The 23148-nt window shown below is 68.0% G+C and carries 24 protein-coding genes; 15 read left to right on the top strand and 9 right to left on the bottom strand.

Annotation, left to right across the window (positions count from 1 at the left end):
• The first annotated feature begins 111 nt into the window (after positions 1 to 111).
• From NYP18_RS11110 to NYP18_RS11075, 8 genes are all read left to right on the top strand, one after another.
• Positions 112 to 1389, top strand: a complete 1278-nt coding sequence (locus tag NYP18_RS11110; protein ID WP_259428265.1) for a glutamate-5-semialdehyde dehydrogenase — start codon at positions 112 to 114, stop codon at positions 1387 to 1389.
• Positions 1390 to 1453: 64 nt separating this feature from the next.
• Complete coding sequence (locus NYP18_RS11105; RefSeq protein ID WP_259428264.1) at positions 1454 to 2326, top strand: hypothetical protein; 873 nt, start codon at positions 1454 to 1456, stop codon at positions 2324 to 2326.
• On the top strand, positions 2323 to 2925 hold the full coding sequence (gene nadD / locus NYP18_RS11100) for a nicotinate-nucleotide adenylyltransferase (RefSeq protein WP_259428263.1): 603 nt from the start codon (positions 2323 to 2325) through the stop codon (positions 2923 to 2925). The genes NYP18_RS11105 and nadD overlap by 4 nt, the downstream gene beginning before the upstream one ends.
• Before the next feature lie 117 nt (positions 2926 to 3042).
• Positions 3043 to 3519, top strand: a complete 477-nt coding sequence (gene rsfS / locus NYP18_RS11095; RefSeq protein WP_126121083.1) for a ribosome silencing factor — start codon at positions 3043 to 3045, stop codon at positions 3517 to 3519.
• 4 nt (positions 3520 to 3523) lie between these two features.
• On the top strand, positions 3524 to 4246 hold the full coding sequence (locus tag NYP18_RS11090; protein ID WP_259428262.1) for a histidine phosphatase family protein: 723 nt from the start codon (positions 3524 to 3526) through the stop codon (positions 4244 to 4246).
• Positions 4247 to 5065 (top strand): DegV family protein, encoded by an 819-nt coding sequence (locus NYP18_RS11085; RefSeq protein ID WP_259428261.1) that lies wholly within the window; start codon positions 4247 to 4249, stop codon positions 5063 to 5065.
• Positions 5066 to 5140: 75 nt separating this feature from the next.
• On the top strand, positions 5141 to 5806 hold the full coding sequence (locus tag NYP18_RS11080; RefSeq protein WP_259428260.1) for a ComEA family DNA-binding protein: 666 nt from the start codon (positions 5141 to 5143) through the stop codon (positions 5804 to 5806).
• 10 nt (positions 5807 to 5816) lie between these two features.
• On the top strand, positions 5817 to 7463 hold the full coding sequence (locus tag NYP18_RS11075; protein ID WP_259428259.1) for a ComEC/Rec2 family competence protein: 1647 nt from the start codon (positions 5817 to 5819) through the stop codon (positions 7461 to 7463).
• A gap of 102 nt (positions 7464 to 7565) precedes the next feature.
• Here the strand turns inward: NYP18_RS11075 and NYP18_RS11070 are convergent, their stop codons facing one another.
• A complete protein-coding gene (locus NYP18_RS11070) occupies positions 7566 to 8156 on the bottom strand; it encodes an HdeD family acid-resistance protein (RefSeq protein WP_259428257.1) in 591 nt (196 codons plus the stop codon).
• A 354-nt stretch (positions 8157 to 8510) separates the two neighbouring features.
• Between NYP18_RS11070 and holA the strand changes: the two genes are divergently transcribed.
• The 3 genes from holA to NYP18_RS11055 are packed head-to-tail and all read left to right on the top strand — an operon-like array spanning position 8511 to position 10517.
• Positions 8511 to 9473 carry a DNA polymerase III subunit delta gene (gene holA / locus NYP18_RS11065; RefSeq protein ID WP_259428256.1) on the top strand — a complete coding sequence of 321 codons (963 nt, stop codon included), beginning with the start codon at positions 8511 to 8513 and terminating at the stop codon, positions 9471 to 9473.
• A gap of 10 nt (positions 9474 to 9483) precedes the next feature.
• Positions 9484 to 9873 carry an ankyrin repeat domain-containing protein gene (locus NYP18_RS11060; protein WP_259428255.1) on the top strand — a complete coding sequence of 130 codons (390 nt, stop codon included), beginning with the start codon at positions 9484 to 9486 and terminating at the stop codon, positions 9871 to 9873.
• Complete coding sequence (locus tag NYP18_RS11055; protein WP_259428254.1) at positions 9870 to 10517, top strand: LysE family translocator; 648 nt, start codon at positions 9870 to 9872, stop codon at positions 10515 to 10517. The genes NYP18_RS11060 and NYP18_RS11055 overlap by 4 nt, the downstream gene beginning before the upstream one ends.
• A 101-nt stretch (positions 10518 to 10618) precedes the next feature.
• Here NYP18_RS11055 and rpsT read toward each other — a convergent pair whose 3' ends face one another.
• Positions 10619 to 10882 (bottom strand): 30S ribosomal protein S20, encoded by a 264-nt coding sequence (rpsT, locus tag NYP18_RS11050; RefSeq protein ID WP_259428253.1) that lies wholly within the window; start codon positions 10880 to 10882, stop codon positions 10619 to 10621.
• A gap of 193 nt (positions 10883 to 11075) precedes the next feature.
• Positions 11076 to 11669: a type II toxin-antitoxin system PemK/MazF family toxin gene (locus NYP18_RS11045; protein ID WP_259428252.1), complete on the bottom strand. Its 594-nt coding sequence runs from the start codon at positions 11667 to 11669 to the stop codon at positions 11076 to 11078.
• Between the two features lie 143 nt (positions 11670 to 11812).
• On the opposite strand from NYP18_RS11045, the gene lepA reads away from it, so the two are divergent.
• Entirely contained in the window at positions 11813 to 13660 is a 1848-nt protein-coding gene (lepA, locus tag NYP18_RS11040) for a translation elongation factor 4 (protein WP_259428251.1), read from the top strand.
• A 79-nt stretch (positions 13661 to 13739) separates the two neighbouring features.
• Here lepA and NYP18_RS11035 read toward each other — a convergent pair whose 3' ends face one another.
• The 5 genes from NYP18_RS11035 to NYP18_RS11015 all read right to left on the bottom strand — a co-directional run bounded on the left by NYP18_RS11035 (position 13740) and on the right by NYP18_RS11015 (position 17808).
• Positions 13740 to 14903, bottom strand: a complete 1164-nt coding sequence (locus tag NYP18_RS11035; RefSeq protein WP_259428250.1) for an alpha/beta hydrolase — start codon at positions 14901 to 14903, stop codon at positions 13740 to 13742.
• Positions 14904 to 14917: 14 nt separating this feature from the next.
• Positions 14918 to 15502 carry an LppP/LprE family lipoprotein gene (locus tag NYP18_RS11030; RefSeq protein ID WP_259428249.1) on the bottom strand — a complete coding sequence of 195 codons (585 nt, stop codon included), beginning with the start codon at positions 15500 to 15502 and terminating at the stop codon, positions 14918 to 14920.
• A gap of 10 nt (positions 15503 to 15512) precedes the next feature.
• Positions 15513 to 15755, bottom strand: coding sequence for a hypothetical protein (locus NYP18_RS11025; protein ID WP_259428248.1), 243 nt, complete (start codon positions 15753 to 15755; stop codon positions 15513 to 15515).
• Between the two features lie 318 nt (positions 15756 to 16073).
• Positions 16074 to 16772 carry a YoaK family protein gene (locus NYP18_RS11020; RefSeq protein WP_259428247.1) on the bottom strand — a complete coding sequence of 233 codons (699 nt, stop codon included), beginning with the start codon at positions 16770 to 16772 and terminating at the stop codon, positions 16074 to 16076.
• A 61-nt stretch (positions 16773 to 16833) separates the two neighbouring features.
• Positions 16834 to 17808, bottom strand: a complete 975-nt coding sequence (locus NYP18_RS11015) for a hypothetical protein (protein ID WP_259428246.1) — start codon at positions 17806 to 17808, stop codon at positions 16834 to 16836.
• A 153-nt stretch (positions 17809 to 17961) separates the two neighbouring features.
• Here NYP18_RS11015 and NYP18_RS11010 point away from each other — a divergent pair, with 153 nt between their 5' ends.
• The 3 genes from NYP18_RS11010 (at position 17962) to NYP18_RS11000 (ending at position 21484) form a co-directional block, all read left to right on the top strand.
• Complete coding sequence (locus NYP18_RS11010) at positions 17962 to 18600, top strand: DsbA family oxidoreductase (RefSeq protein ID WP_259428245.1); 639 nt, start codon at positions 17962 to 17964, stop codon at positions 18598 to 18600.
• A 173-nt stretch (positions 18601 to 18773) separates the two neighbouring features.
• Positions 18774 to 20906: a catalase gene (locus NYP18_RS11005; protein WP_259428243.1), complete on the top strand. Its 2133-nt coding sequence runs from the start codon at positions 18774 to 18776 to the stop codon at positions 20904 to 20906.
• 11 nt (positions 20907 to 20917) lie between these two features.
• Positions 20918 to 21484, top strand: coding sequence for a metallophosphoesterase (locus tag NYP18_RS11000; RefSeq protein ID WP_259428242.1), 567 nt, complete (start codon positions 20918 to 20920; stop codon positions 21482 to 21484).
• Here the strand turns inward: NYP18_RS11000 and NYP18_RS10995 are convergent.
• Positions 21475 to 23139 (bottom strand): FUSC family protein, encoded by a 1665-nt coding sequence (locus NYP18_RS10995; RefSeq protein ID WP_259428241.1) that lies wholly within the window; start codon positions 23137 to 23139, stop codon positions 21475 to 21477. The two genes, NYP18_RS11000 and NYP18_RS10995, sit on opposite strands and share 10 nt — an antisense overlap.
• Positions 23140 to 23148 lie beyond the last annotated feature (9 nt).

Here is a 23148-nt window from a genome sequence, read left to right as displayed (position 1 = left end):
CTCGTTCACATGTTCTACATTAACCTCATCCTGCAGCACCGTCAACCCTTTCGGCGAACGTATTTGCTAAAGATGGGCTGGGCGTCGGGAAGCTATGTAAGATGGGGTGGCATGACTGATAGCCGTGCCACTGAACGTGAAGAAGTACTGACCAAGGCCCGCGCAGCCAAGGCCGTCGCCCCGGTTCTGGCCCAGCTGCCGACCTCCCGGAAGAATGAGATCCTGCTCGCCGCCGCCGCTGCGCTCATCGCAAAAACCGATGAGATCATCGCCGCCAACCAGCAGGACATCGACTCCGGCCGGGCGGAGGGACTGACCGAGGCTCTCATCGACCGTCTCAGCCTCGACGCCGCCCGCATCGAGGGCATCGCCGGTGGCCTGCGCCAGGTCGCGGGCCTCAAGGACCCGGTGGGTGAGGTGCTCACCGGCGGCGTGATGCCCAACGGCATCCAGATGCGTAAGGTGCGCGTCCCCCTCGGCGTGATGGGCATGGTCTATGAGGCCCGCCCCAACGTCACCGTCGACGCCTTCGGGCTGGCCCTGAAATCCGGCAACGTGCCGCTGCTGCGCGGCTCGCGCACCGCCCGCAACTCCAACGCGAAGCTGGTGGAGATTCTGCAGGGCGTGCTCGCCGATTTCGACCTGCCCCGCGAGATCGTCCAGCTCCTGCCCTGCGAATCCCATGACTCGGTCCAGGATCTCATCACCGCCCGCGGACTGGTCGACGTGGTCATCCCGCGCGGTGGCGCCCGCCTGATCGAGACGGTGGTGACCAACGCGACCGTCCCGGCCATCGAGACCGGCTCCGGCAACTGCCACTTCTACATCGACCGTGACGCCGACCTGGAGCAGGGCATCGCCATGCTCATCAATGGCAAGGTCCGCCGCTGTTCGGTGTGCAACGCCACCGAGACCGCGCTCATTGATGCCGGTCTCCCGGACGCCGACAAGCTCGCCGTCGTCCGGGGGCTGCAGGAGGCCGGGGTCACCGTCCACGGTGACGTGGAGGAGCTCGAGGCCTTCGGCGCCGCCGACATCGTCCAGGCTGACGACACCGACTGGGGCGAGGAGTACCTGACCATGGACATCGCCGCCAAGGTCGTCGACGGTGTGGGTGGGGCCATCGCCCACATCACCCGCTGGTCCTCCGGCCACACCGAGGGCATCGCCAGCAACAACATCGTCACCGCCCAGCGCTTCGCCGACGAAGTCGACGCCGCCGCCGTGATGGTCAACGCCTCCACCGCCTTCACCGACGGTGAGCAGTACGGCATGGGTGCGGAGATCGGCATCTCCACCCAGAAGCTCCACGCCCGTGGCCCCATGGCCCTGCCCGAGCTGACCTCCACCAAGTGGATCCTGCAGGGCACCGGCCACACCCGCCCGTAGAAACGCTGCGCCGGGCCCGCCACCGGCTTATTGTTGCCTGAACAGGTGATGAGAGGCGGGAGAAATGAAGAAGCTCAGGGGTGGTCTCGTGACCGCCGCGGCACTGCTGCTGGTGTCGTCCCCGGTGCCGGCCGCCGCCGGCACCGGGCAGCCCGATACAGCCCAGGTCTGCCCGGAGATCGTCGTCCTCGCCGCTCGCGGCAGCGAACAGAATGACCACCTTGACCCGACCTCCTACAGTCCGGAAGCTCCGTGGGTGTCCAACGGCTACGAGGCGGAGAGCATCAGGGCCTTCCTGCACTACGCGGAGGCGCGCCACCGGGAGCAGACCGGTGCTTCACTGTTGGCGGACGTGCAGGTCCTCGGCCTGGATGACAGCGTCTACCCGGCGAGCCTGCCTCTGCCCGCCATCGCGGAGCGCGGGGAGAACCTCGACATGAGCCGGACCGGCAGCCGGGTGGGGGAGATCCTCCGGCAGACACCGGCGCACGTCATCGCCGGTGACGCCATCGGCGGGCTGCTCGGTGGCCTGGAATCCGGCATCAACGGCACCATGGGCTACGTCGACGCCTGGGAGGAGCGGACGGGCTGCCACCCGGGCTACATCCTCATCGGTTTCTCCCAGGGTGCGGTGGTGCTCGTGCCGCAGGAGCCGAAGCTGAAGGAGCGCGGCCAGCTGGTCGCCTCGCTCTACCTCGGTAACCCCCTGCATCCGCTGGTGAGCGCGGGGCCGTCGAGAAGCGACAGCCTCAACTACTGCATCGACGGTGACTTCGCCTGCAATCTGACCTCCAGCACGGGGCGGACGGCGCTGGCCAATGGCGGCGGGGTACACGACGAGTACTTCGGCGCGGTCGACGGGCAGCAGCGCGAGGGCGACGGGGAGGTGGCGGACCGGTTCGCCGGCTGGATCACCGGATACAATCCGCAGACATGACTGAGCGCATCGGTGTCATGGGCGGCACCTTCGATCCGATCCACCACGGGCACCTCGTCGCGGCGAGTGAGGTGGCGGACCGGTTCGACCTGGACACGGTGATCTTCGTGCCCACCGGGCAGCCCTGGCAGAAGGCCGCCAGGAAGGTCGCCCCGGCGGAGGACCGCTACCTCATGACCGTGATCGCCACGGCCGCGAACCCGCGGTTCCGGGTCAGCCGCGTCGACATCGACCGGGGCGGGGACACCTACACCGTGGACACCCTCACGGATCTGCGGGCGCAGCACCCGGGTGCGGAGTTCTTCTTCATCACGGGTGCGGATGCGCTGGCGTCGATCGTCACGTGGCGGGACTGGGACAAGATGTTCGACCTGGCAGAGTTCGTGGGTGTGACCCGCCCCGGTTATGAACTCACCGAGGAGATGCTGCCGGAGCTGCACCAGGAGCGCGTCCACCTCATCGACGTGCCGGCGATGGCGATCTCCTCCACTGACTGCCGGGCGCGCTCCGCGGCGGGGCGCCCGGTCTGGTACCTGGTGCCGGAGGGCGTGGTCCAGTACATCGCCAAGAACGACCTCTACCGGCGGGACCCCGCGTAGACTCAGGGCGACACACGGTGCGCGAGTAGGAGAAACTCCGTCCGCCGTGGGAAACTCGAGGGAGTTTTCAAGCCCTACCTGCCCTACCTGCCCTACCTGAACAATAAAGGACCCTGTGTGACTGTTTCTGACGAATCCCGCCGCCTGGCCACCATCGCAGCCCTGGCCGCCGACGAGAAGCTGGGACGCAACATCGCGGTGATCGACGTCTCCGACGTGCTGGCCATCAGCGACGCCTTCGTCCTGGCCTCCGCGGACAACGAGCGCCAGGTCGCGGCCATCGTCCAGGAGGTCGAGGACGAGCTCACCGCCGCCGGCGCCGAGCCCATCCGCCGTGAGGGCATCCGGGAGAACCGCTGGGTACTGCTGGACTACGGCGGGGTGGTCGTCCACATTCAGCGTGACGTGGAGCGTGAGTTCTACGGCCTGGACCGTCTCTACCGGGACTGCCCGCTCATCGAGGTCGAGGGCATCGACCCGCCCGAGCGTCCCGGCACCTGGACCGAGGATGATGTGGACACCCGCCAGGTGGCCTCCATCGACGAGATCCCCCTCGCCGCGGAGGAGCCGCGGGAGATGGACGAGGAGTACTGACATCATGACCCGCCGCCTGATCCTGATCCGCCACGGTCAGACCGATTACAACGCGACCCGCCGCATGCAGGGGCAGTTGGATACCCAGCTGTCCGCCGTGGGCCGGGAACAGGCGGCCACTGCCGGCCAGCAGCTGCTCGACGAGGGCATCACCCGCATCATCTCCTCGGATCTCACGCGCGCCCACGACACCGCGACGATCATCGCAAAGGTCCTCGGCCTCGGCGTGGACACCGATCCGCGGTTGCGGGAGACCCACCTGGGGGAGTGGCAGTCGAAGACGGCGATGGACGTGGATGCGGAACTGCCCGGTGCGCGCGCCGCGTGGCGGCATGACGCCACCTGGGCCCCGCCGGGCGGGGAATCCCGGGTGGACGTGGCGCGCCGGGCCCGCCCCGTGGTTGAGGAACTGATGGCCACCTACGATGCCTGGGAGGGCAATTCGGTGCTCATCGTCGCCCACGGCGGTACCATCTCTGCGCTGACCTCCAGCCTGCTGGGCCTGGATGTCGGGATGTACCCGATGCTCTCGGGCCTGAAGAACACGCGCCGCTCCCAGCTCACCGCCCGCCCGCGCTATGTGCCGGGCAGCGGGGATGCGCTTGACGACGTCTCCCACGGCGTCGAATCAGGAAACGGCGGTGCCGCGCCCACCAGCGCCCCGGATTTCACTCCGGACACGGTCGGGGATGCCCAGTGGTACCTTGACGGATGGAACATGGGATAAATGCCGGTACGCATCGTCACTGATTCCTCCGCCGGTCTGCCGCCCGAGGTGGTCGAGGAGCTCGGCATCACCGTCATCGACCTGCACCTCATGTCCGAGGACGGCCACGACGACTCCTCCACGGCGGGCCTGTCCTCCCTGGAGCTGGTCGCGGCCTACGCCCGCCAGCTGGAGCGCGGCGGGGACGAGGGCGTGCTGGCGCTGCACCTGGCCAAGGAGCTGTCCTCGACGTGGTCGGCGGCGGTCCAGGCCGCGGCCGTGTTCCCGGACGAGCTGGTCCGGGTCGTGGAGACCGGTTCAGTGGGCATGGCGGTGGGGGCCGCCGCGATGACGGCCGCGAAACTCGCCTCCGAAGGGGCGGACCTGGACACCTGCGAGGAGATCGCCGAGGACACCCTCAGCCGTTCCGCCACCTGGGTCTACCTCCACGGCATTGAGGACATCCGGAAGTCGGGACGCATCTCCACCACGACGGCACTGTCGGCGACGCTGCTGGCCACGAAGCCGATCATGCAGGTGAAGGAGGGCCGTCTGGAGCTGGTGGGTAAGACCCGCACCCAGGCGAAGGCATTCACCCGCCTGGTGGAGCTGGTCATCGAACGTGCCGGGGGACGGCCCGTCTTCGTGGCGATCCAGCACAACGACGCCGCCGAGGCGGCCGCCCACCTGGAGGACATGCTGGGGGAGGTCCTCGCCGAGGGGTCGAGCATCATGGCCCTGCCGATGGAGACCACCCTCGCGGTGCACACCGGGGCCGGCGCCGTGGGGGTGTCGGCGGTGTTCATGTCGCATCCGGAGGATCTGTCCCCAGTTCAGTGACACGTGGACAAATTTGTCCACAGGTCCGGCCGCTGAGGCTTCCGAGGGCTGCATCGGGCCTCTAGCTTGAGGGCCATGAACCCGCTGAACCGCCTGCAGGACCTCACCCGCCCCACCGGCGAGGAGGAGCTTCTCGACGTCGCCTACCCCACCCCGCGCCTCCACCTCACCCTCCGGCACGCCGCCTTCGCGGCCCTGGCGGTGATGCTGCTCGCCGCGGGCATCGTGGTGCTCAACTCCGGGGGAGCGGAGTCCGCCGGGAGCGCGGAGACGGAATTGCCCGTTGTGGGTGCCGCGGTCCCGGTTGCGGCGGAGGAGGACGGCGGGGAACTGGTCATCTCCGTGGTCGGGGCGGTGGCGCAGCCCGGGTTGGCCATCCTCGCCCCCGGTGCGCGTGTCGACGACGCCCTCCACCACGCCCAGCCCCTGCCCGAGGCTGATCTGCGGGCCCTGAATCTGGCCCAGCGCCTCAGCGACGGCCAGCAGCTGGTGGTGCCGGCGGTCGGGGAGGCGGCGCCTGAACCGGAGGCGGCTTCCGGTGGTGGCGGGGGTGGGGTCTCGCTCAATTCGGCCTCCGTCACGGAGCTGACCACCCTGCCCGGGGTGGGGCCGGCCACCGCCGCGGCGATCGTCGCCCACCGGGAGGCCACCGGTGGTTTCGGCAGCGTCGAGCAGCTTCTCGAGGTCAAGGGCATCGGCCCCGCCAAATTCGAGTCCCTGCGTGAATCGGTGACCCTGTGAGGGTGCGACTGTGAGTGAGCTGCGCCTGGTTCCCGGCGCCATGGCGGTGTGGGCGGTGACCCTCATTCTGCTGCTGGAAGGGTCTGTGGTGTTGGCTGGGTTGGTGCTCGCGGCCGGCTGCCTGCTGCTCGGATGGTTCCGGCAGGCGGGCCAGGCCCTGCTCACCGGCGTACTGGGTGCGGTGGCCGGTGCGTTGACCTTGTGGCGGCAGCACCTTGTCGCAGCGTGGGATCCCCCGGCCCAGCTGGCGGGCACGGTCTCCACCGCCCCGGTGCGGCTGGACTCGGGTGGTCACCTCGTGCGTGTCGACGCTCCCGGCCACCCCACACCCCTGCCCGTCTTCACTACACAGGAGGAGGCCGCGTTCCCCGCCGGCGCGCAGGTCCTCGTCGAGGCCGACTGGTCCCCGGCTGGCAGACCCGGGCTCGGCGTGGTGGTGGGCACCGGGCGGGTCCACGAGCTCCGCGGGCCGCAGGGCATGGACCTGGTGGCAGCCATCGTCCGGCGGTCCCTGGGCGCGGCGGTGGAACAGACGGTGGGGGAGTCCTCCCGTGGCCTGGTGCCGGGCATGGTGCTCGGTGACGTCTCCGCCCAGACCACCGTGGAGCGGCAGTTTTACCTTGACACCGGGTTGTCGCACCTGTCCGCGGTCAGCGGGGCGAATGTGGCGATTGTGACCACGGCGGCGGTGCTCGTGTGCCGCCTGCTCACCCTCGGCCCGCGGGTGCAGGTGGCGGCGGCGACCGGGGCGCTGCTCGGCTTCGTCGGGCTGGTGGGCACCGAACCCTCCGTGCTGCGGGCGTCCGTGACGGGGTTGGTGGGTCTGCTGGCGGTGTTGGGCTCCACGCGGATGGAACCGGTGCACGGCCTGTGCCTGGCGGTGGCGGGGCTGATCCTGTGGGACCCGGACCTGGCCGTGGCCTACGGCTTCGCGTTGTCCGTGGCGGCGACCGCCGGGATCATCGCCCTGCATCCGCTGCTCTACCGGCCCCTGGCGCGTACCCGCCTGCCCGACATCCTCGTCCGTGCCCTGGCGGTGGCCGTCAGCGCGGATATTGTCACCATGCCGATCATCGCGCTCATGGCCGGGGAGGTCTCGGTGGTCTCCGTGCTGGCCAACGTGCTGGTCGCCCCCGCGGTAGCTCCGGTGACGGTGCTGGGGCTGATCGCCGCCGGGCTCTCGCTGCTGCCCGGCCCGCTGGCCTGGCTGCCGCTGAAGCTGCTGGAGCCGTGCACGTGGTGGATCCACACGGTGGCCGCCTGGTGCTCCGGGCTGCCCCTGGCCACGGTGCCGGCGGAACCGGTGTGGGTGCTCATCGCCTACGGCTGGATCATCGCCGGCCTGGTGGGCGGACACACCTGGAAGACCCTGCTGCTGGTGCTCGGGTGGTGGGTGTTCAGCGTGCGCGACGGTGTCGGTCTCCTGCCGGAGGAGGTGCCGGTGGACAGTCTGCAGGTGCATGTGGTGGAGGAGGTGGGGGAGGTGGACCGTGCCCCACCCGGCACCCAGGTGATCATCGTGCGGGATCCGGCCGGGCGCCCCGCCAACCGGCCCACCGTCACCCCGCACGGTGTTCCGGTGCTCTTCCCGCACCGCGACGGCGAGGTCACCCTGCATGTGGACGGCACCCAGCACGCCCGCGACGGCAGGTTCTGACCCTTCCCGGCGGCCCACGGGCCGCCCTCGACTATTTCGGGGCTGTGCACCGGTCCCGTGCCCCGCCAACTTCGATGTCGGCTGCGTGCCCGGCCGGTGATTTCAGTCCCGCGGTCCGACGGCGGCCCGGACCACGTTGAGCGCACCGAGCACCACCAGGGAGATGCCCAGGAACCACCAGAGGAACACCGCGCCCCACACCAGGCTGCTGAGCAGGGTGAAGCCCGCCAGCACCGAGATGATGGCGAACATGATCGTGAGTGTCTTCGACTTCGCCCGCGCCAGGGTGAACAGCGCGGTGAAGCCCTCCACGATCCACATGAAACCGACCATGGCCGTGAGGAAGAGGGCGAGGAAGACCGCGGTCTGTTGCAGGGAGCTGAACGCGTACACGCCGGCGATGACATAGAGGACACCCAGCAGGACATGCCCGATGCGCCCGCCCGCCCCGAGGTCCTTGGCCAGGATCCCCAGCGCCACGTAGGCGATGCCGGCAATGACCGCATAGATGCCGATCACCGCGGTCAGGGCGACGGCGGTCTTGGTGGGCCAGACGAGGACGGCGATGCCGAAAGCGACCGCCGCCAGGCCGCTGATCAGCAGGGCGAGCCGGGCACCCTTCGCTGATTCGGGGGTCGTGGGGGTTGCGGGGGTGTCAGGGGAGGATGAGGGGGCGGTGGCCGTGGTGGTCATCACTGGAGTCCTTCACGATTCAAGGGTAGGAGGAGTGGAGAAGTCTTGTGACAGTGATTGATTTATGGTCTATACGTTATCAGCGACAGGTTATTTTCACGGCGGTACCGGATAAAGTTTCCGGTTCGGAATGGACTCCTTTCCCACCCGCCAGAAATCGCGCTGATCAGCGGGTTTGTGACATGGAATAAGTGTCGTTCCCAGCCCTGTCGAGTGCGTGCAGGTGTATATCAGCCCGGTAACTCAGCAGCATCAGCACAGGAGAAAAGCCGACCGGGAACCCCGGAAATACCACCGCGGCCAATTCGCGTGTCCGGATGCCTCCCGCGGCCCGCCGACAGGCCGTCTCCTAGGATGGTCAGCATGCCCGTGGCACCTGTACACCTCATCGTCGGCGAGGACGAGTTCATCGCCGAACGCACCCGGCGCTCGCTTCTCGACGCCATCCGCGCCGAGCTCGACGAAGGCGCCGAGCTGGAGACCACCACCTTGCGAGCCTCGGAACTCGACGGACCCGAGCTGATCGACGCCACCAGCCCCTCCCTGTTCGGCGAGGACCGCGTCGTCGTGGTCACCCACACCGAACTTGCCGGCAAGGAACCCGTGGAACTGCTGCTGCAGACGTGCAGGTCTGTCGCACCAGGCATCCACATCATCATCCAGCACACCGGGGGCGGCCGACAGAAGTCTCTGCTGGGCAAGTTCAAGAAGTGCGCCGAGTTCCACGCGGCGGACCCGCTCAAACCCCGCGACCGGGCAGGCTGGGTGACCAACGAGTTCCGCACACACGGCGTGCGCCCCACCCCGGACGTCGTCCACGCCCTGCTCGAAGGCGTGGGCTCCGATCTGCGGGAGCTGGCCTCGGCGGTCTCGCAGCTGGTTGCCGACACCGACGGGGACGTCACCGTCACCGCGGTGCGCGCCTACCACGAGGGCGTGGCGGAGGTCTCCGGCTTCGACATCGCCGACCTCGCGGTCTCCGGGCAGACGGCCCGGGCCGTGGCCAGCACACGCCGGGCCCTGCAGCTGGGCATGCACCCCGTCGCCCTGGCCACGGCCCTGAGCATGAAGGTCGCCGGCATCGCGCGGCTGTACTCGACGCGCACCACCAACTGGAACGCAGTGGCCGGCAGCGTCGGCATGCCGCCCTGGCTGGCGGAGAAGAACGCCAAGGTCGCCCGCCGCTGGTCGGGGGAGGCGGTCTCCAGGGCGGTGATCCTCATGGCGGAACTCGACGCCGAGGTCAAGGGGCAGGGGGGCGACCCCGCCTATGCCATCGAGAATGCCGTGCGGCGGATCTCGGAGCTGGCGGGATAGACTCTCCCGCATGACCGAGATTCCTGACGACGTACGCGAACTGGCCTCCCGCCTGTTCGACATGGCCCGCAACGGCGACGAGACCCTCGTCCAGTACATCGACCACGGCATCAGCCCCGACCTGAGCAACGCCGACGGCAACTCCCTGCTCATGCTCGCCGCCTACGCCGGACACGACACCCTGGTGGGCGCACTGATCGAGCGTGGGGCCGACGTGGACAAGGAGAACGGACGCCGGCAGACACCGCTGGCCGGCGCGGTGTTCAAGAAGTACCCCGAGGTCGTCGACAGGCTCGTCGCCGCGGGTGCCGATGTCAACGCCGGCGCCCCCTCCGCCCTGGAGACCGCCCGCTACTTCCAGCTGACCGACATGCTTGACCGGCTCGGCGCGGAGGAATGAGCCTCGCCCAGTGGGCCACGCTGCTCTTCCTCAACATCGCAGGGGCGGCCTCCCCGGGTCCTGATATCCTGCTGATCACCCGCACGGCGATCCGTTCGCGCCGTCATGCGCTGGCCACCGTGCTGGGCATCCAGGTCGGTGTGCTGTTCTGGTGCACCCTCACCGTCCTGGGTTTCGCCGCCCTGCTCAACGCCTTCCCCGCCCTGCTGGGTTTTCTCCAGCTCGTCGGCGGCGTCTGGCTGGTGTGGATGGGCCGCAACATGCTGCGCGTCGGGTTGCGCGAGCGGAAGGACCCGCCCCTGGACATCAGGGAGGCGGCCTCCCGTCTCGGGCGGCTGCGGCATTCTTTCCGCCTGGGGCTGGCCACGAACCTGTCCAACCCGAAGATCGTGCTCTTCCTCTCCGCGCTCATCGCCCCGCTGCTGCCGGCCTCCCCGTCGGTGCTGCTGGCGGTGGGCGTGGTGGTCCTGCTCTCGGTCTCCTCGGTGATCCTGCAGCTGGGCATCGCGATGATGGTCTCCACGCCGGGGATGCGCCGCCGTTTCCTCAGCGCAGGTCCGTGGATCGACATCGTCGCCGGGGTGTTCTTCCTCGTGGCGGGCGCGGTGCTCGCCTACAACGGCCTGGCCGACCTGTTCGGCTAGTGCTTGTCGACGCCCGCAGCTGGGCGCGGCGTCGATAAGCGGGACACAGAAAACCCGGCCCCCTGGAACAGGGGGCCGGGTTCAGTGCAGGAAGAAGTGGCTTAGCCCAGCTTGTTGAAGGCCAGGGCCATGGCGGACTTCTTGTTGGCGGCGTTGTTGCGGTGGAACACGCCCTTGGTCACGGCCTTGTCCAGCGCGCGGGAGGCGATGCGCAGCTGGGTCTCGGCGGCACCCTTGTCGCCTGCCTCGACGGCGGCGCGGAACTTGCGCAGCTCGGTGCGGACGGAGGAGCGGACGATCTGGTTGCGGACGCGCGCCTTCTCGTTGGTGATGTTGCGCTTGATCTGGGACTTGATGTTTGCCATGAAGATACCTCTTGGAGTTGTAAGGATTCGGTGTCGGTAACCCACCAGCGGACATGTCCTGCGGCTCTGCGGCCACGCGGCACCGGTGTTCAGTGAGCGGACCCAAGGTCCTGTCCGCTCCGGCCGGCGCGCCCGGAAGTGAATAACGGGGAAATTCTAGCAGTCCGGCCAGCGGGAACCCAAAAGGCCGGTGTCAGCCCCAGTGGTAGTTGTTGCGCAGGCGGGTGGCGATGCGGTCGAAACGGCGCGGCGGGAACAGGACACCCTGGCGGCGTGCACCCTGCTCAGAGACCTCGAGCACCCGGTCAAGGCGGATCCAGCACTGGCGGCCGGCGGCATCCCATTCACCGGCGCCGATGTCGAGCCAGCTCTCCGCGCCGGCATGCTTCGGGTTGGGGGAGATGAGCAGGCCGAGGATGGTGTGGCGGTCGCGGCCGATGACCAGCATGGCGCGTTCCCGGGGTGGCGCCTCGGGTCCGTCGGAGGGTGCCCAGATCCACACGACCTCGCCGGGTTCGGCCTGGCCGTCCATGTCGGGCGCGTAGTAGATGTTGCGGCTCATCCGCTCCGTGGCCTCGACGCGGATGTGGGCGGCTGCGGCGCGGGCGATCTCCGGCTTCGGGTCGTTGTGCAGTCCGAGGCGCTGGTTGATGCGCGCAAGTCCCTGGTCCAGGGGGGAGCCGTTGGTGCCGAAGAAGGCGCGGATGATCTCCGCGAGGGCCGGCCGCTCCTGGGCGGGCAGCGCAGGGCGGTGTATCCCCCTGGGGCCGCTGCCGTGGCTGCTCATCGGTATTCCCCGCCTCCTCGTGCACCTCGACTGTGTTGTTCCAGTGTAGTAGAGGAATGCGGGGCTCTGCTAGGTCACTTAAGTATCGGGCTGGACTCCGGTAGGGTGGGGAGGTCATATAAGAAGGGAACTGCCACCACACCATGCCGAAGAATTTTGCGGAGAAGACGTTCACCGATCCGTCCAGGATCCGGAACTTCTGCATCATTGCGCACATCGACCACGGTAAGTCGACGCTCGCCGACCGTATCCTGCAGCTGTCGAATGTCGTTGAGGCGCGGGACATGCGTGACCAGTACCTGGACAACATGGATATCGAGCGTGAGCGCGGCATCACCATCAAGGCGCAGAACGTCCGGCTGCCGTGGGTGCCCCAGTCGGGTCCGCACACGGGCGAGGAGATCGTCATGCAGATGATCGACACACCGGGCCACGTCGACTTCACCTACGAGGTCTCCCGCGCCCTCGAGGCCTGTGAGGGTGCGATCCTGCTTGTCGACGCCGCGCAGGGCATCGAGGCCCAGACCCTGGCCAACCTCTATCTCGCGATGGAGAACGACCTGGAGATCATCCCGGTCCTGAACAAGATCGACCTGCCGGCCGCGGACCCGGAGAAGTACTCCCTGGAGATCGCCAACATCATCGGCTGCGAGCCGGAGGATGTCCTGCGCGTGTCCGGCAAGACCGGCGAGGGGGTGCCGGCGCTGCTGGACAAGGTCGCCGAGCTCATCCCGGCGCCGACCTCCGAGCACGGTGCGGACGCCCCTGCCCGCGCCATGATCTTCGACTCCGTCTACGACACCTACCGCGGCGTGGTCACCTACGTCCGCGTGATGGACGGCAGGCTGACCCCGCGCCAGCGCCTGAAGATGATGTCCACCGGGACCAACCACGAGCTCCTGGAGATCGGCATCGTCTCGCCGACGCCGAAGAAGTGTGAGGGGCTGGGCCCCGGTGAAGTGGGCTACCTCATCACCGGCGTCAAGGATGTGCGCCAGTCCAAGGTCGGCGACACCGTCACCTGGGCCCAGGGTGGGGCGGAGCAGCCCCTCAAGGGTTATGCAGAGCCCAAGCCGATGGTCTACTCCGGTCTGTTCCCCGTCTCCCAGGCCGATTTCCCGGCCCTGCGTGAGGCCCTGGAGAAGCTCCAGCTCAACGATGCCTCCCTGTCCTATGAGCCGGAGACCTCCGTCGCCCTGGGCTTCGGTTTCCGCTGCGGCTTCCTCGGCCTGCTGCACATGGAGATCACCCGCGACCGCCTGGAGCGGGAATTCGACCTCGACCTGATCTCCACGGCCCCGTCGGTGGACTACCGCGTCGTCGCCGAGGACGGTTCCGAGCACCGCGTGCACAACCCCGCCGACTGGCCGGGCGGCAAGCTGCGGGAGATCTACGAACCCATCGTCAACCTCACCCTCATCGTGCCCAGCGAGTTCGTGGGCCCGACGATGGAGCTGTGCCAGTCCAAGCGCGGCGACATGAAGAACATGGACTACCTCTCCGAGGACCGGGTGGAGCTGCGCTACAGCATCCCGCTCGGTGAGATCATCTTCGACTTCTTCGACATGCTCAAGTCCCGCACCAAGGGCTACGCCTCCATGAACTACGAGGAGTCCGGCGAGCAGGAGGCCGACCTGGTCAAGGTCGACATCCTCCTGCAGGGTGAGCCGGTGGACGCGTTCTCCGCCATCGTGCACAGGGACAACGCCCAGTGGTACGGCAACAAGATGACGGTCAAGCTCAAGGAGCTCATCCCCCGTCAGCAGTTCGAGGTACCCATCCAGGCGGCCATCGGTGCGAAGATCATCGCCCGCGAGAACATCCGCGCCCTGCGCAAGGACGTCCTGGCCAAGTGCTACGGCGGCGACATCTCCCGTAAGCGCAAACTGCTGGAGAAGCAGAAGGCCGGTAAGAAGCGCATGAAGAACATCGGTTCTGTCGAGGTGCCCCAGGAGGCATTCGTCGCGGCGCTGTCCACCGACGAGGGATAGTTTCCCCGCGGAACGACATGAGGCCACCAGCCCGTACCGGGGCTGGTGGCCTGATTTTTTCCTGTCGCCTGTCGGGGAGTTAGAACAGTGCGGGCCTGATGTGGGCCCAGGCGGCGGGCAGCTGCTCGCGGAAGGTGTGCCAGTCGTGGGTGCCGGTCTCGGCGTAGTCGACCTTGTGGCCGGTGAAGCCGCGGGAGGTCATGGCGTCGTCGAGAAGCCGGGTGCACTCGAAGGAGCTGCGCTCGAGGGCGGCGCCGGAGGACATGTCGAACCAGTTGTTGTTCGCGTAGTTGGCGATGTCCTCGGGGGCGAAGGCGCCGGAGGCGGCGGAGAGGTAGACACGCTGGCCGCGCAGGCCCTCCGGGTCGCCGACGGTGTCGTGGTAGTGCCAGCGCTCGGAGCCGTAGGGGCCGTAGAGGTTGTCCACGTTGCCGCCGCGGGTGGTCACGGTCAGGTGGGCATTCTGGCGGCCGATGGGATCCATGGGGGAGTAGCAGCCGGAGAGGGCGAAGACAGCGTCGAAGAGCCCGGGGTGGCGGTTGGCGATGTGCACCGCGCCGGAGGCACCCATGGACAGCCCGCCGATGCCGCGCTTGCCGTTGAAGTTGAGACTGGACTCGTCCCGGAGCAGGGGGTCGAGGTCCTCCGTGATGAAGGTCTCCCACTGATGGCGGCCCAGCGCCGGGTCGTCGCGCAGCCAGTCGGCGTACATGGAGGCCTGGGCCTGGGTGGGCAAGACGAGGGTGACGTTCTCGTCGCCGAAGATGGTGTGGGCGTCTCCGGTGCCGAGCCACCAGTTGTCGCGCGGGGCGCCGACACCGTCAAGGAGGTAGAGCATGGGGGCCGGTGCATTCGCGTCGGCCGGGCGCACGATCTGCACCTCGACGTTGCGTTTCATGGCCGGGGAGGCGATGGTCCAGCGTTCCTGGCGGCGGCCGGCGTCCTCGACCTGCTTGTCAACGATCCGGGCCTGAGTGATGGAGTGGTCGAGCGGCAGATTGACACCGCCGTGGCTGCTGCCCGGGAGGCTGCTGACGGGGACCTCGGAGGAGCCGAAGCTCTCCAGCAGGGAGAGGGTGTTGTTGATGGCGTTGCCGGAGGACTGGGGATCGGCGTTCGAACTGATCACGGCCTCCTCCAGTGCGCTGCCGGTCAGTGACTGGGCGGCGGCGGGGGAGGCGAGACCGAGACTGAGGGCTGTGGCAGCTGTTATGGAAAGTGACAGTTTGGAGATACGCGACATAATCCAAGACAGTATCAATGAGGCAGAGGTACAGCCAGCGATTGATTGGGAATCTCCCCGATCGGTTCCACCCGCTCACCGTTCCACCAGAAGGTCACGTCCACCTGATACCGCTCGGCCATGACATCCGGGGCCTGGTCGCGTTCCTTCGCCTCGAAATCGAGCATGCGGGTGTGGACAGAGGTGTCATCGGCAGCCACCACGGACATGGACTGCGGGGCCAGCGCCCCGACCCCGATGTAGCTGCCCCGGTGGAAGAGCATGAGCTGGCTCTGCTTGAGCGGACGGTCGGAACCGGTGACCCACACCAGGGCGTAGGACAGATCCGCACACGGGTTGTAGTTGGACTGTCCGTAGTACTCCCACCCCTCGCCGGGTGCCGTCGGGGCCGGGACCTGCGTGATGTTCTCGTAGATGACCGGGGCCTGCGTATCCACCCCGCACGCCTCCGCCTCCGCCTCCGCCGTCACCGTCGGGGTCGTCGGCGGTGGCGCGGCAGGCGGTGTGGTGGTCACCGTCACGGTGGTCTGCTCCGGGGGCACGTCCTCCCCGGCGCATCCGGCCAGCAGCAGGGCGGTGAGAATGATCAGGGGCCTCATACCGCCGATTTTAGGCCGGGTCAGTGCAGGCCGGGGCGAGTTCCTCACGGACATTGCTCCACGCGTGGACGCCGGCACCCTTGTAGTTGACCACCTGGTGGTCCATTCCGGCGGCCTGGGTGGGAATGATGAGGGTGACGTTCTCCGCGGTGAAGACCTTCCCGATCCTGCCCCCGCCGATGCAACCGGAGTTGTTGGGGCGGTGATGCCGTCGAGCAGGTGGAGCAGCGGCGCATGATCTGGACGGAAACATGGCGTTGCATGGCAAAGGAGGCCACCCTCGCCCGTTCCAGGCGCGGGTTGCGCTCGTCGATCTGCTTATCGACGACCCCGGCCACCCCGACCGGCATCGTCGGCAGGGGGGCTCCGGGTTGCTGGACAGGGAGCTCAGGGTGGTGTCGAGCGTGGATCCCGGGAAGCGCGTGAGCCGGCTGGAGACGGTCACGGCGTCGCCGATCAACCCGTCTGCGGAACCCGCCTGCCGGACGGACACTGTGAACACCCCGGCCGTGAGGATGGTGGTGCAGGTGCGGGGGATGTGTGTTTCACGCAGAAGAGATTTACGTCAGGCTCAGTTCGGATCCACGCGGACCTTGACCACCGAACCGTGACGGCGGCCGTATATGCGGGTAAGCAGCGCGATGCCCGTGACACCCCAGGTCAGCAGCGTCACGGGGATGAGGGAGTGCATGCCCAGGAAGCGGTAGACGAGCGCGCCGGCGAAAGCGCCGAAGGTCAGCCCCGCCCACATCCGCAGATGTCCCAGCCAGGCGGCGTGGGAACCACCGAAGAAGGAGTCGACGAAGCGCTGTCCCATCTTCACCAGGGTGCCCGTCATGTACGTCAGGGCGATGGCGACCTCACCCTCACGCTCGAAGATGGAGTTCATGGCGCCGATGCCCAGGGAGGCGGCGATGATGGCGATCCGGGGGGCGTCGAGAAGCACGAGCAGTGCAGCGACGGTGAAGAGGATGCACATGTTGACCATCACCACCTCACGGACCCGGTCCGGCCGCAGCCGGCGTTTGGCCACGCGGCGCACCACCGCGCCCTCCATCACCCCGAGAAGGAAGAACAGCACGGCGGAACCCGCCAGCAGCGTGAGCTCGCCGTTGCCGTCAACGACGGCCGTGGCGATACGGGTGGTGTTTCCTGACATGAAGGACAGGAACACACCCCCGAGGAAGAGGAAGCCGATGGAATCAACGAAACCGGCGATGAAGGCGAAGCTCACCGCCAGATTCTGTTCACCGGCGGTGTGGCTCTGCAACTTAAGACACCGCTCCTGAAACTGGTTGTCACGATCTGGTCAACCTCCAGTTTAGGGTGTCTCAGGCGGTCACGGGGGCCGTATCACCCCGCAGCAGCTCCTCCACGGCCTCTGCGGCACGGAAAACCGCATCCCAGCGGAACTCCGCCGGCATCGGCTCACCCGCCACGTAGCGGTGGTACCAGTCGGTGCGGCGGCTGCGCTGCGGGATCCACAGCCGCTCCAGGGCGATGTAGGCAGCGGCCTCCGATTCCGGCCCGCGCTGTGCACCGCCCTCGACCTCCGGGCCCCAGAGTTTCTCCACATAGCCCAGGTGGATCTCCGCCAGGCAGCGGGCGATCTCCACGATGACGTCGCGGCCGACATCGGGGTGGATCCGGATCCGGTACCACGCGTCAGCCTCGTTGACCATCGGATCGGGGCTCTCCCCGGGCAACGGACGCTGGTCGACGTAGCACCAGGAGGTCTCACCCTCCCAGTCGGTTTCCCAGGTGGCCACGGCGCCGATCTTCCACAGGTTGCCCAGCATCTCCACCCGGCGCATCGGGATCTGCCGCCCGACAGCCGCCGAAGTGAACTCCGCGTAGGCCAGTGAAGGGTCGGTGACATAGCCCAGACGCTTGCGCCAGGCACCGACGGCATCCCGGTAGTTGATCAGGTGCGTCGAGGAGGAATGGACGCGCCGGGTGTGGACGGAGAGGAAATGATCCTCGAAGCGGATGCGGCCGTCCCAGCCCCGCTCCGGGAGATGTTCTCTGCCCTTCGCCGGCACTGCCGGCTCGTGGGGCACCTCCAGGCGGACGGGGACGGCCTTGTCCGTCGGTTCGTAGCCGAAGGCCGCCCACTCGTCGGCAGGGCGGAGCTGGAGGCTGTTGACCAGGTTGATCATCGACCCGAAATCCTCGAATCGGGGCAGGTTCATCGAGTGTGCCAGCTGCATCGCCGCCGACACCGCCTGCGGAACCGGGAGCTGGGGCATGGCACGGACGAGTTCGACCGTGAACTGTTGGGTAAGGATACTTTGCTTGAGATCCACGACTGCTCACTCCTTCACTGGCAAAGTAGTGGTAGAAATCACAGTTTATCCGCGATGTGTCCCGCGTTAAACAATGTTGCAGCATTGATACCTGCGGGGGTGCGGGTGGGTGGCCCGGGGAACAGGGCTGGCCCGGATCTGGTTGCACCGGGCATGAGAATCGATATCTGGTCCGACTACATCTGCCCCTTCTGCACCGTCGGCGAGCGCCACCTCAACCTCGCCCTGGAGAATTTCGAGGGCAGGGATGACGTGGAGGTCGTCTGGCGCAGCTTCCAGCTCGACCCGGAGCTCCCGAAGGAGTCGACCGGCACCGCCCTGGACTACCTCGTGCGGATCAAGGGCATGAGTGAGGAGCAGGTTGTCTCCATGAACGACGGGCTCGCCGCCCGCGCCGCCGAGGTGGGCCTGGAGTTCAACTGGCGGGAATCCCACATGGTCAACACCATGGACGCCCACCGGATCGGCCAGCTCGCCCGCATGGACGGCAAAGGTGTGGAATGGGATGAGCTGGTCAAGCGTGGCTACTTCACGGAGGGGAAGAACATCGCCGACCACGACCAGCTCCGCACCTTCGCCGAGCAGGTCGGCCTGCGCCGTGCGGACGTCGACTCCGCCCTCGCCGACGAATCGGCCTATTCCCAGGAGGTGACGGCGGATATCGCCCTGGCCCGCCAGATCGGCGTGCAGGGGGTGCCCTTCTTCGTCTTCGACGGGAAGCTGGCGGTCTCCGGTGCGCAGCCGGTGGAGGTCTTCACCCGGGCGCTGGAGCAGATCGCCGCAGGGGAGTGAGCAGGGTCACCTTTCCGGCGACATGATTTCCGGCCTCTCCGGGTCAGAACAGCCCTGTCAACTGCGGTAACGGTGCAGCCGTGCGCTGCGGCGTAGCGTGATGGCACCGGCAGTGAGCCGGTACGCGTGGGATCATCCGCCCATGCTGACCGCACGACTGACAAGGACCATCCATGAAGCCTGAAGACCGCCTGTCTGATGATTCCCAACCGGTGATCCCCGGAGCCCCGGCCTCCCAGCCGCCGAGCCTGGAGGAACCGACCACGCCGGTGGAGCCCCTGCCGCCGAAGGCGGACCAGGAACCCATCGCACGGGTCACAGCCACCGGTTGCCCGTTCATGCCGGGCGCGCCGGACCATCCCGATCCACGTGCCCAGCAGGGGGAGTACCTGACCACGTCGACCGGCACGCGGGTGCCCGAGACGGATAAATCGCTCAAGGCCGGACCCCGTGGCCCGGTGCTGCTGCAGGACCACCACCTGCGCGAGAAGATCATGCACTTCGACCACGAGCGCATCCCGGAGCGTGTCGTCCACGCCCGCGGCGCCGGTGCCCACGGGGTGTTCGTCGCCAACGGTGCCGCCGCCGGCATCAGCAGTGCCGGGGTGTTCCAGGAAGGCAGGGAGACGGACGTCTTCGTGCGTTTCTCCACCGTGGTCGGCTCCCGCGGTTCGGCCGACACCGTGCGCGACACCCGCGGCTTCGCCACGAAGTTCTACACCGATGAGGGCACCTGGGACCTGGTGGCCAACAACATCCCGGTCTTCTTCATCCAGGACGGCATCAAATTCCCCGACGTCGTCCACGCCGCCAAGCCGCACCCGGACCGGGAGATCCCGCAGGCGCAGAGCGCCCATGACACCTTCTGGGATTTCGTCTCCCTGCACACCGAGGCCCAGCACCACGTCATCTGGCAGATGTCCGACCGGGGCATCCCGCGTTCCTACCGGATGATGGAGGGCTTCGGCATCCACACCTTCCGCCTCGTCAACGACGCCGGCGAGACCACCCTGGTGAAGTTCCACTGGAAGCCGCGCCTGGGCGTGCACTCCCTGGTCTGGGAGGAGGCGCAGATCACCTCGGGTGTGGACCCGGACTTCCACCGCCGTGACCTGGCCGATTCCATCGAGGCCGGCGCGTATCCGCAGTGGGATCTGGGCGTGCAGGTCTTCCCGGACACCGAGGAGGAGATGTTCGAGGGCATCGACCTGCTCGACCCGACGAAGATCGTCCCGGAGGAGCTGGCTCCGGTGCGCATCATCGGCACGATGACGCTCAACGGCAACCCGACCAACTTCTTCGAGCAGACCGAGCAGGTGGCCTTCCATCCGGGGCACCTGCCGCCGGGCATCGACGTCACCGCCGACCCCCTGCTGCAGGGCCGGTTGTTCTCCTACCTGGACACGCAGCTGACGCGTCTGGCGGGGCCGAACTTCAACCAGATCCCCATCAACCGCCCGCACGCGCCGGTCAACGACATGTTCCGCGACGGTTTCCACCAGCAGGGCAACCACGTCGGTGTCGCGCCTTACCAGCCGAACTCGCTGGACGGGGGCAACCCGACGCCGACCACCGAGGGCGCGCGCATCGACGTCCCCGTGCCCGTCCCCGCCACCACCATCGGCCGGGAGCAGCCCGTCAGCTTCGAGGACCACTTCTCCCAGGCGCGGTTGTTCTGGCTCTCGCTGAGCGCCGTCGAACAGCAGCACACGGCGGACGCCTATGCCTTCGAGCTGGGCAAATGCTACGAGGAGAACATCAAGGCCCGCCAGGTGGAGCTGCTCGCGCGTATCGACGCCGGCCTGGCCGCCACCGTCGCCGCCAAGCTCGGCCTGACCGCCACCGCCAGCACGGACCTGCCGGATGTGGTCCCCAGCCCGGCACTGTCGCAGGTGGGGGAGGAGTGGCCGCTGGACGGCCGCCAGATCGGCATCCTCACCACGAAGAACACCTCCCCCGAGGAAGTGGGGGAGCTGGTTATGGCCGTCGACGCCGCGGGGATGGTGCCGCTCGTCGTCAGTGAACACGGCGGCAAACTGGGTGAGCTGCCCATCTCGCGGACCTACGACACCGCCCGCTCCGTCGAATTCGACGCCGTGGTGGTGGCCGAGAAGTCGGACCGCCCCGAGGCCGACATCCTGCTGTCCGAGGCCTTCCGCCACAAGAAGGCCATCGCGCTGGGCAGCGGTGTGGACACCCCGGCCGTGGACGCGGGGGCGCCGGGGGTGGTGGGCGTCGATAAGCTCGCCGACGCCCTCGACGCGCTCACCCCACTCATGCGCAAGCACCGCGTCTGGGAGCGGTAGCCTTCCAGGGTATGGACGTCTGGTTCACCTCTGACCTGCATCTCGGCCACAAGTCGGTGGCCCGTCTCCGCGGGATGGAGGTGGACCAGCACGACGACCGCGTGCTCCGCGGCATCCGGGAACTCCCCGCGGGCGACCGCCTGTGGATCCTCGGGGATCTCTCCCGGGGAGCGGAGGAGGACGAACAGCGCGCCCTGCGGCTGCTCAAAGAGCACGGCGCGCACCTGGAGATGCACCTCGTGCCCGGCAACCACGACTCCTGTCACCCGCTGCACCGCTCCGCCTTCCGGATGCAGCCCTATTTCCTCGAGGTCTTCGCCTCGGTGCAGCCCTTCCAGAAGCTGCGCTGGCGCGGCCGCAGCGTCTACCTCTCCCACTTCCCGCGCCCCGGCATGGACCACGCCGGCATGGAATCACGCCACGACGAGGTGCGTCTCGACGTCGACCTCCTCGTCCACGGCCACCTCCACTCGCCGCAGCCGCGCACCGGCTACGGCATGGTCGATGTCGGCCAGGAGGCCTGGGGCATGCGGCCCGCCCGTCAGGGCGAGGTGGAGCGGGAGCTGTTTCAGGCCTGATCGCGCACGCGCGCGGACAGGTCCGCGATCTCCCCGAGACTGAGCTCCCGGTCCGGGTGGGCGTTGCAGTGGTCGAGAATCTCATAGCCCGCGTACTGCAGCTCCAGGTGGCGCCCCCAACGCTCGGCGGCGACCTCAGGGAATTCCTGGGCCAGCGACTGGGCGGCACGGCGTTCACTGATGAGCTCGAACTGCAGGTCGCGACGCTCGGGGAGGGAACCATCCGGCGTCTTCGTCAGCAGGGCACCGAGCAGCGAACCCATCGCCCTGGTGGAGAGGCCAGCCAGGCGCTCGTGGTGGCGGGGCTTGGCGTCCCGCGGCCACAGCCACAGCACGGCCACGGCGAAGACGACCGACAGCAGCACCTCCGCCGTCCGGGAGACGAGCGTCTCCCCGAGCGGCAGAGCCAGGGCGTTGCCCATCATCAGCGCCAGCGGGGTGGTGAAGATGACGGTGAAGATGTAGTTGCGCACCACGAAGATCTCCGCATAGAACTGGCAGACCGCCAGCGCCAGGAGCAGCCCCCACACCCCCAGGTCAAATGCGTAGAAGACGGCGAAGAGCCCGATGCCGACGACCGAACCGAGCAGACGGTGCAGGCCGCGGATGGTGCCCGGCAGCCGGTCCGGCCCCCACTGCAGGATCAGCAGCGCCGAGACGATCGCCCAGTCCGGACGGTCCAGGCCGAATACGATGCCCACCACCCCGCACAGCAGGGCGGCGAGGAACACCTTCGCCGCCGTCAACGTCGCATGGCTGTAGCGGTGCATCGAGCGGTAGAGCCGGTAGCTGGCCGAGGGGCGGCTGTGCGGGATCGCCCGGCGCGACAGGTCCATGTAGACGGGGGTGTCGGTGAGGTCCTCCGCCTCCTGTTCCCGGTCCCCGGCGGTGGCGAGGGTGATGTGCCCGCGCATGGTGCGTTCGACCAGGTCGCGGCGGGACTCGTCGAGGATGCGGCCGGCGCCGATGACGCCGGCGTCGGCAAGCGAGTACCAGGCGCTCGACAGGGCGCTGTGCGCCTGGTGCAGCTTCGCCACGCTGCGGTCACTGCGCAGGAAAACCTCCACCGCCTTCTCCAGGGTCTGCACCGCGGATGTCTCCGGGCCGTGGCGGTTCCACAGGACCGGCAGCATCCCGAGGATGATGCCCGAGGCCGCCCCCACCAGCGCCCAGGCGCCGACCTCCACCGGGTTGAGGCCCAGACGGGCGACCATCGTCGAACCGCCGGCGACCATGACGATGAAGAAGGAACCCGGTGGCGGCAGACGCAGGGCGTTCTGCACGAAGGCACCGATGGTGGCCACGACCGTGGTGAACAGCGCGGCCAGCAGCAGCCACCAGTGCCCCTCATGGGAGAAGACCACCGAACCGACGAAGGCACCGGCCATGGCGCTGCCGGCGAGCAGGGCACCGGCGGTGGCCATGACCCGCCAGCGGGTGCGGAAGGGCAGTCCCTCACCGTAGATGACGGCGAAGCCGCCGGCGGCGATGAGCAGCATCTCGTTGTCGTAACCGAGCAGCAGGGCGATGGCGCCGGGGATGGCCAGCGCCAGGGCGGCGCGCAGGGCGCCGGGCCAGCGGCGGCCGGGGCTGTGGAAGGCGGTGAGCAGTTCCCAGAAACCGGGGCGGGCGGGCAACGGTTCGGAGTGCGTCATGTCCCTGAG

The sequence above is a fragment of the Corynebacterium lemuris genome (genome assembly GCF_024919295.1).
Classification (GTDB): domain Bacteria; phylum Actinomycetota; class Actinomycetes; order Mycobacteriales; family Mycobacteriaceae; genus Corynebacterium; species Corynebacterium lemuris.
The sequence above is the reverse complement of the archived record's forward strand: the minus strand, read 5'-3'. Positions and strand labels throughout refer to the sequence as shown.

Coding starts and splice junctions, on each gene's coding strand:
- NYP18_RS11110 (WP_259428265.1), top strand. CDS start 112: ATGACTGATAGCCGTGCCACTGAACGTGAAGAAGTACTGACCAAGGCC.
- NYP18_RS11105 (WP_259428264.1), top strand. CDS start 1,454: ATGAAGAAGCTCAGGGGTGGTCTCGTGACCGCCGCGGCACTGCTGCTG.
- nadD (WP_259428263.1), top strand. CDS start 2,323: ATGACTGAGCGCATCGGTGTCATGGGCGGCACCTTCGATCCGATCCAC.
- NYP18_RS11090 (WP_259428262.1), top strand. CDS start 3,524: ATGACCCGCCGCCTGATCCTGATCCGCCACGGTCAGACCGATTACAAC.
- NYP18_RS11085 (WP_259428261.1), top strand. CDS start 4,247: ATGCCGGTACGCATCGTCACTGATTCCTCCGCCGGTCTGCCGCCCGAG.
- NYP18_RS11080 (WP_259428260.1), top strand. CDS start 5,141: ATGAACCCGCTGAACCGCCTGCAGGACCTCACCCGCCCCACCGGCGAG.
- NYP18_RS11070 (WP_259428257.1), bottom strand. CDS start 8,156: ATGACCACCACGGCCACCGCCCCCTCATCCTCCCCTGACACCCCCGCA.
- holA (WP_259428256.1), top strand. CDS start 8,511: ATGGTCAGCATGCCCGTGGCACCTGTACACCTCATCGTCGGCGAGGAC.
- NYP18_RS11060 (WP_259428255.1), top strand. CDS start 9,484: ATGACCGAGATTCCTGACGACGTACGCGAACTGGCCTCCCGCCTGTTC.
- NYP18_RS11055 (WP_259428254.1), top strand. CDS start 9,870: ATGAGCCTCGCCCAGTGGGCCACGCTGCTCTTCCTCAACATCGCAGGG.
- rpsT (WP_259428253.1), bottom strand. CDS start 10,882: ATGGCAAACATCAAGTCCCAGATCAAGCGCAACATCACCAACGAGAAG.
- NYP18_RS11045 (WP_259428252.1), bottom strand. CDS start 11,669: ATGAGCAGCCACGGCAGCGGCCCCAGGGGGATACACCGCCCTGCGCTG.
- lepA (WP_259428251.1), top strand. CDS start 11,813: ATGCCGAAGAATTTTGCGGAGAAGACGTTCACCGATCCGTCCAGGATC.
- NYP18_RS11035 (WP_259428250.1), bottom strand. CDS start 14,903: ATGTCGCGTATCTCCAAACTGTCACTTTCCATAACAGCTGCCACAGCC.
- NYP18_RS11030 (WP_259428249.1), bottom strand. CDS start 15,502: ATGAGGCCCCTGATCATTCTCACCGCCCTGCTGCTGGCCGGATGCGCC.
- NYP18_RS11025 (WP_259428248.1), bottom strand. CDS start 15,755: ATGTTTCCGTCCAGATCATGCGCCGCTGCTCCACCTGCTCGACGGCAT.
- NYP18_RS11010 (WP_259428245.1), top strand. CDS start 17,962: ATGAGAATCGATATCTGGTCCGACTACATCTGCCCCTTCTGCACCGTC.
- NYP18_RS11005 (WP_259428243.1), top strand. CDS start 18,774: ATGAAGCCTGAAGACCGCCTGTCTGATGATTCCCAACCGGTGATCCCC.
- NYP18_RS11000 (WP_259428242.1), top strand. CDS start 20,918: ATGGACGTCTGGTTCACCTCTGACCTGCATCTCGGCCACAAGTCGGTG.
- NYP18_RS10995 (WP_259428241.1), bottom strand. CDS start 23,139: ATGACGCACTCCGAACCGTTGCCCGCCCGCCCCGGTTTCTGGGAACTG.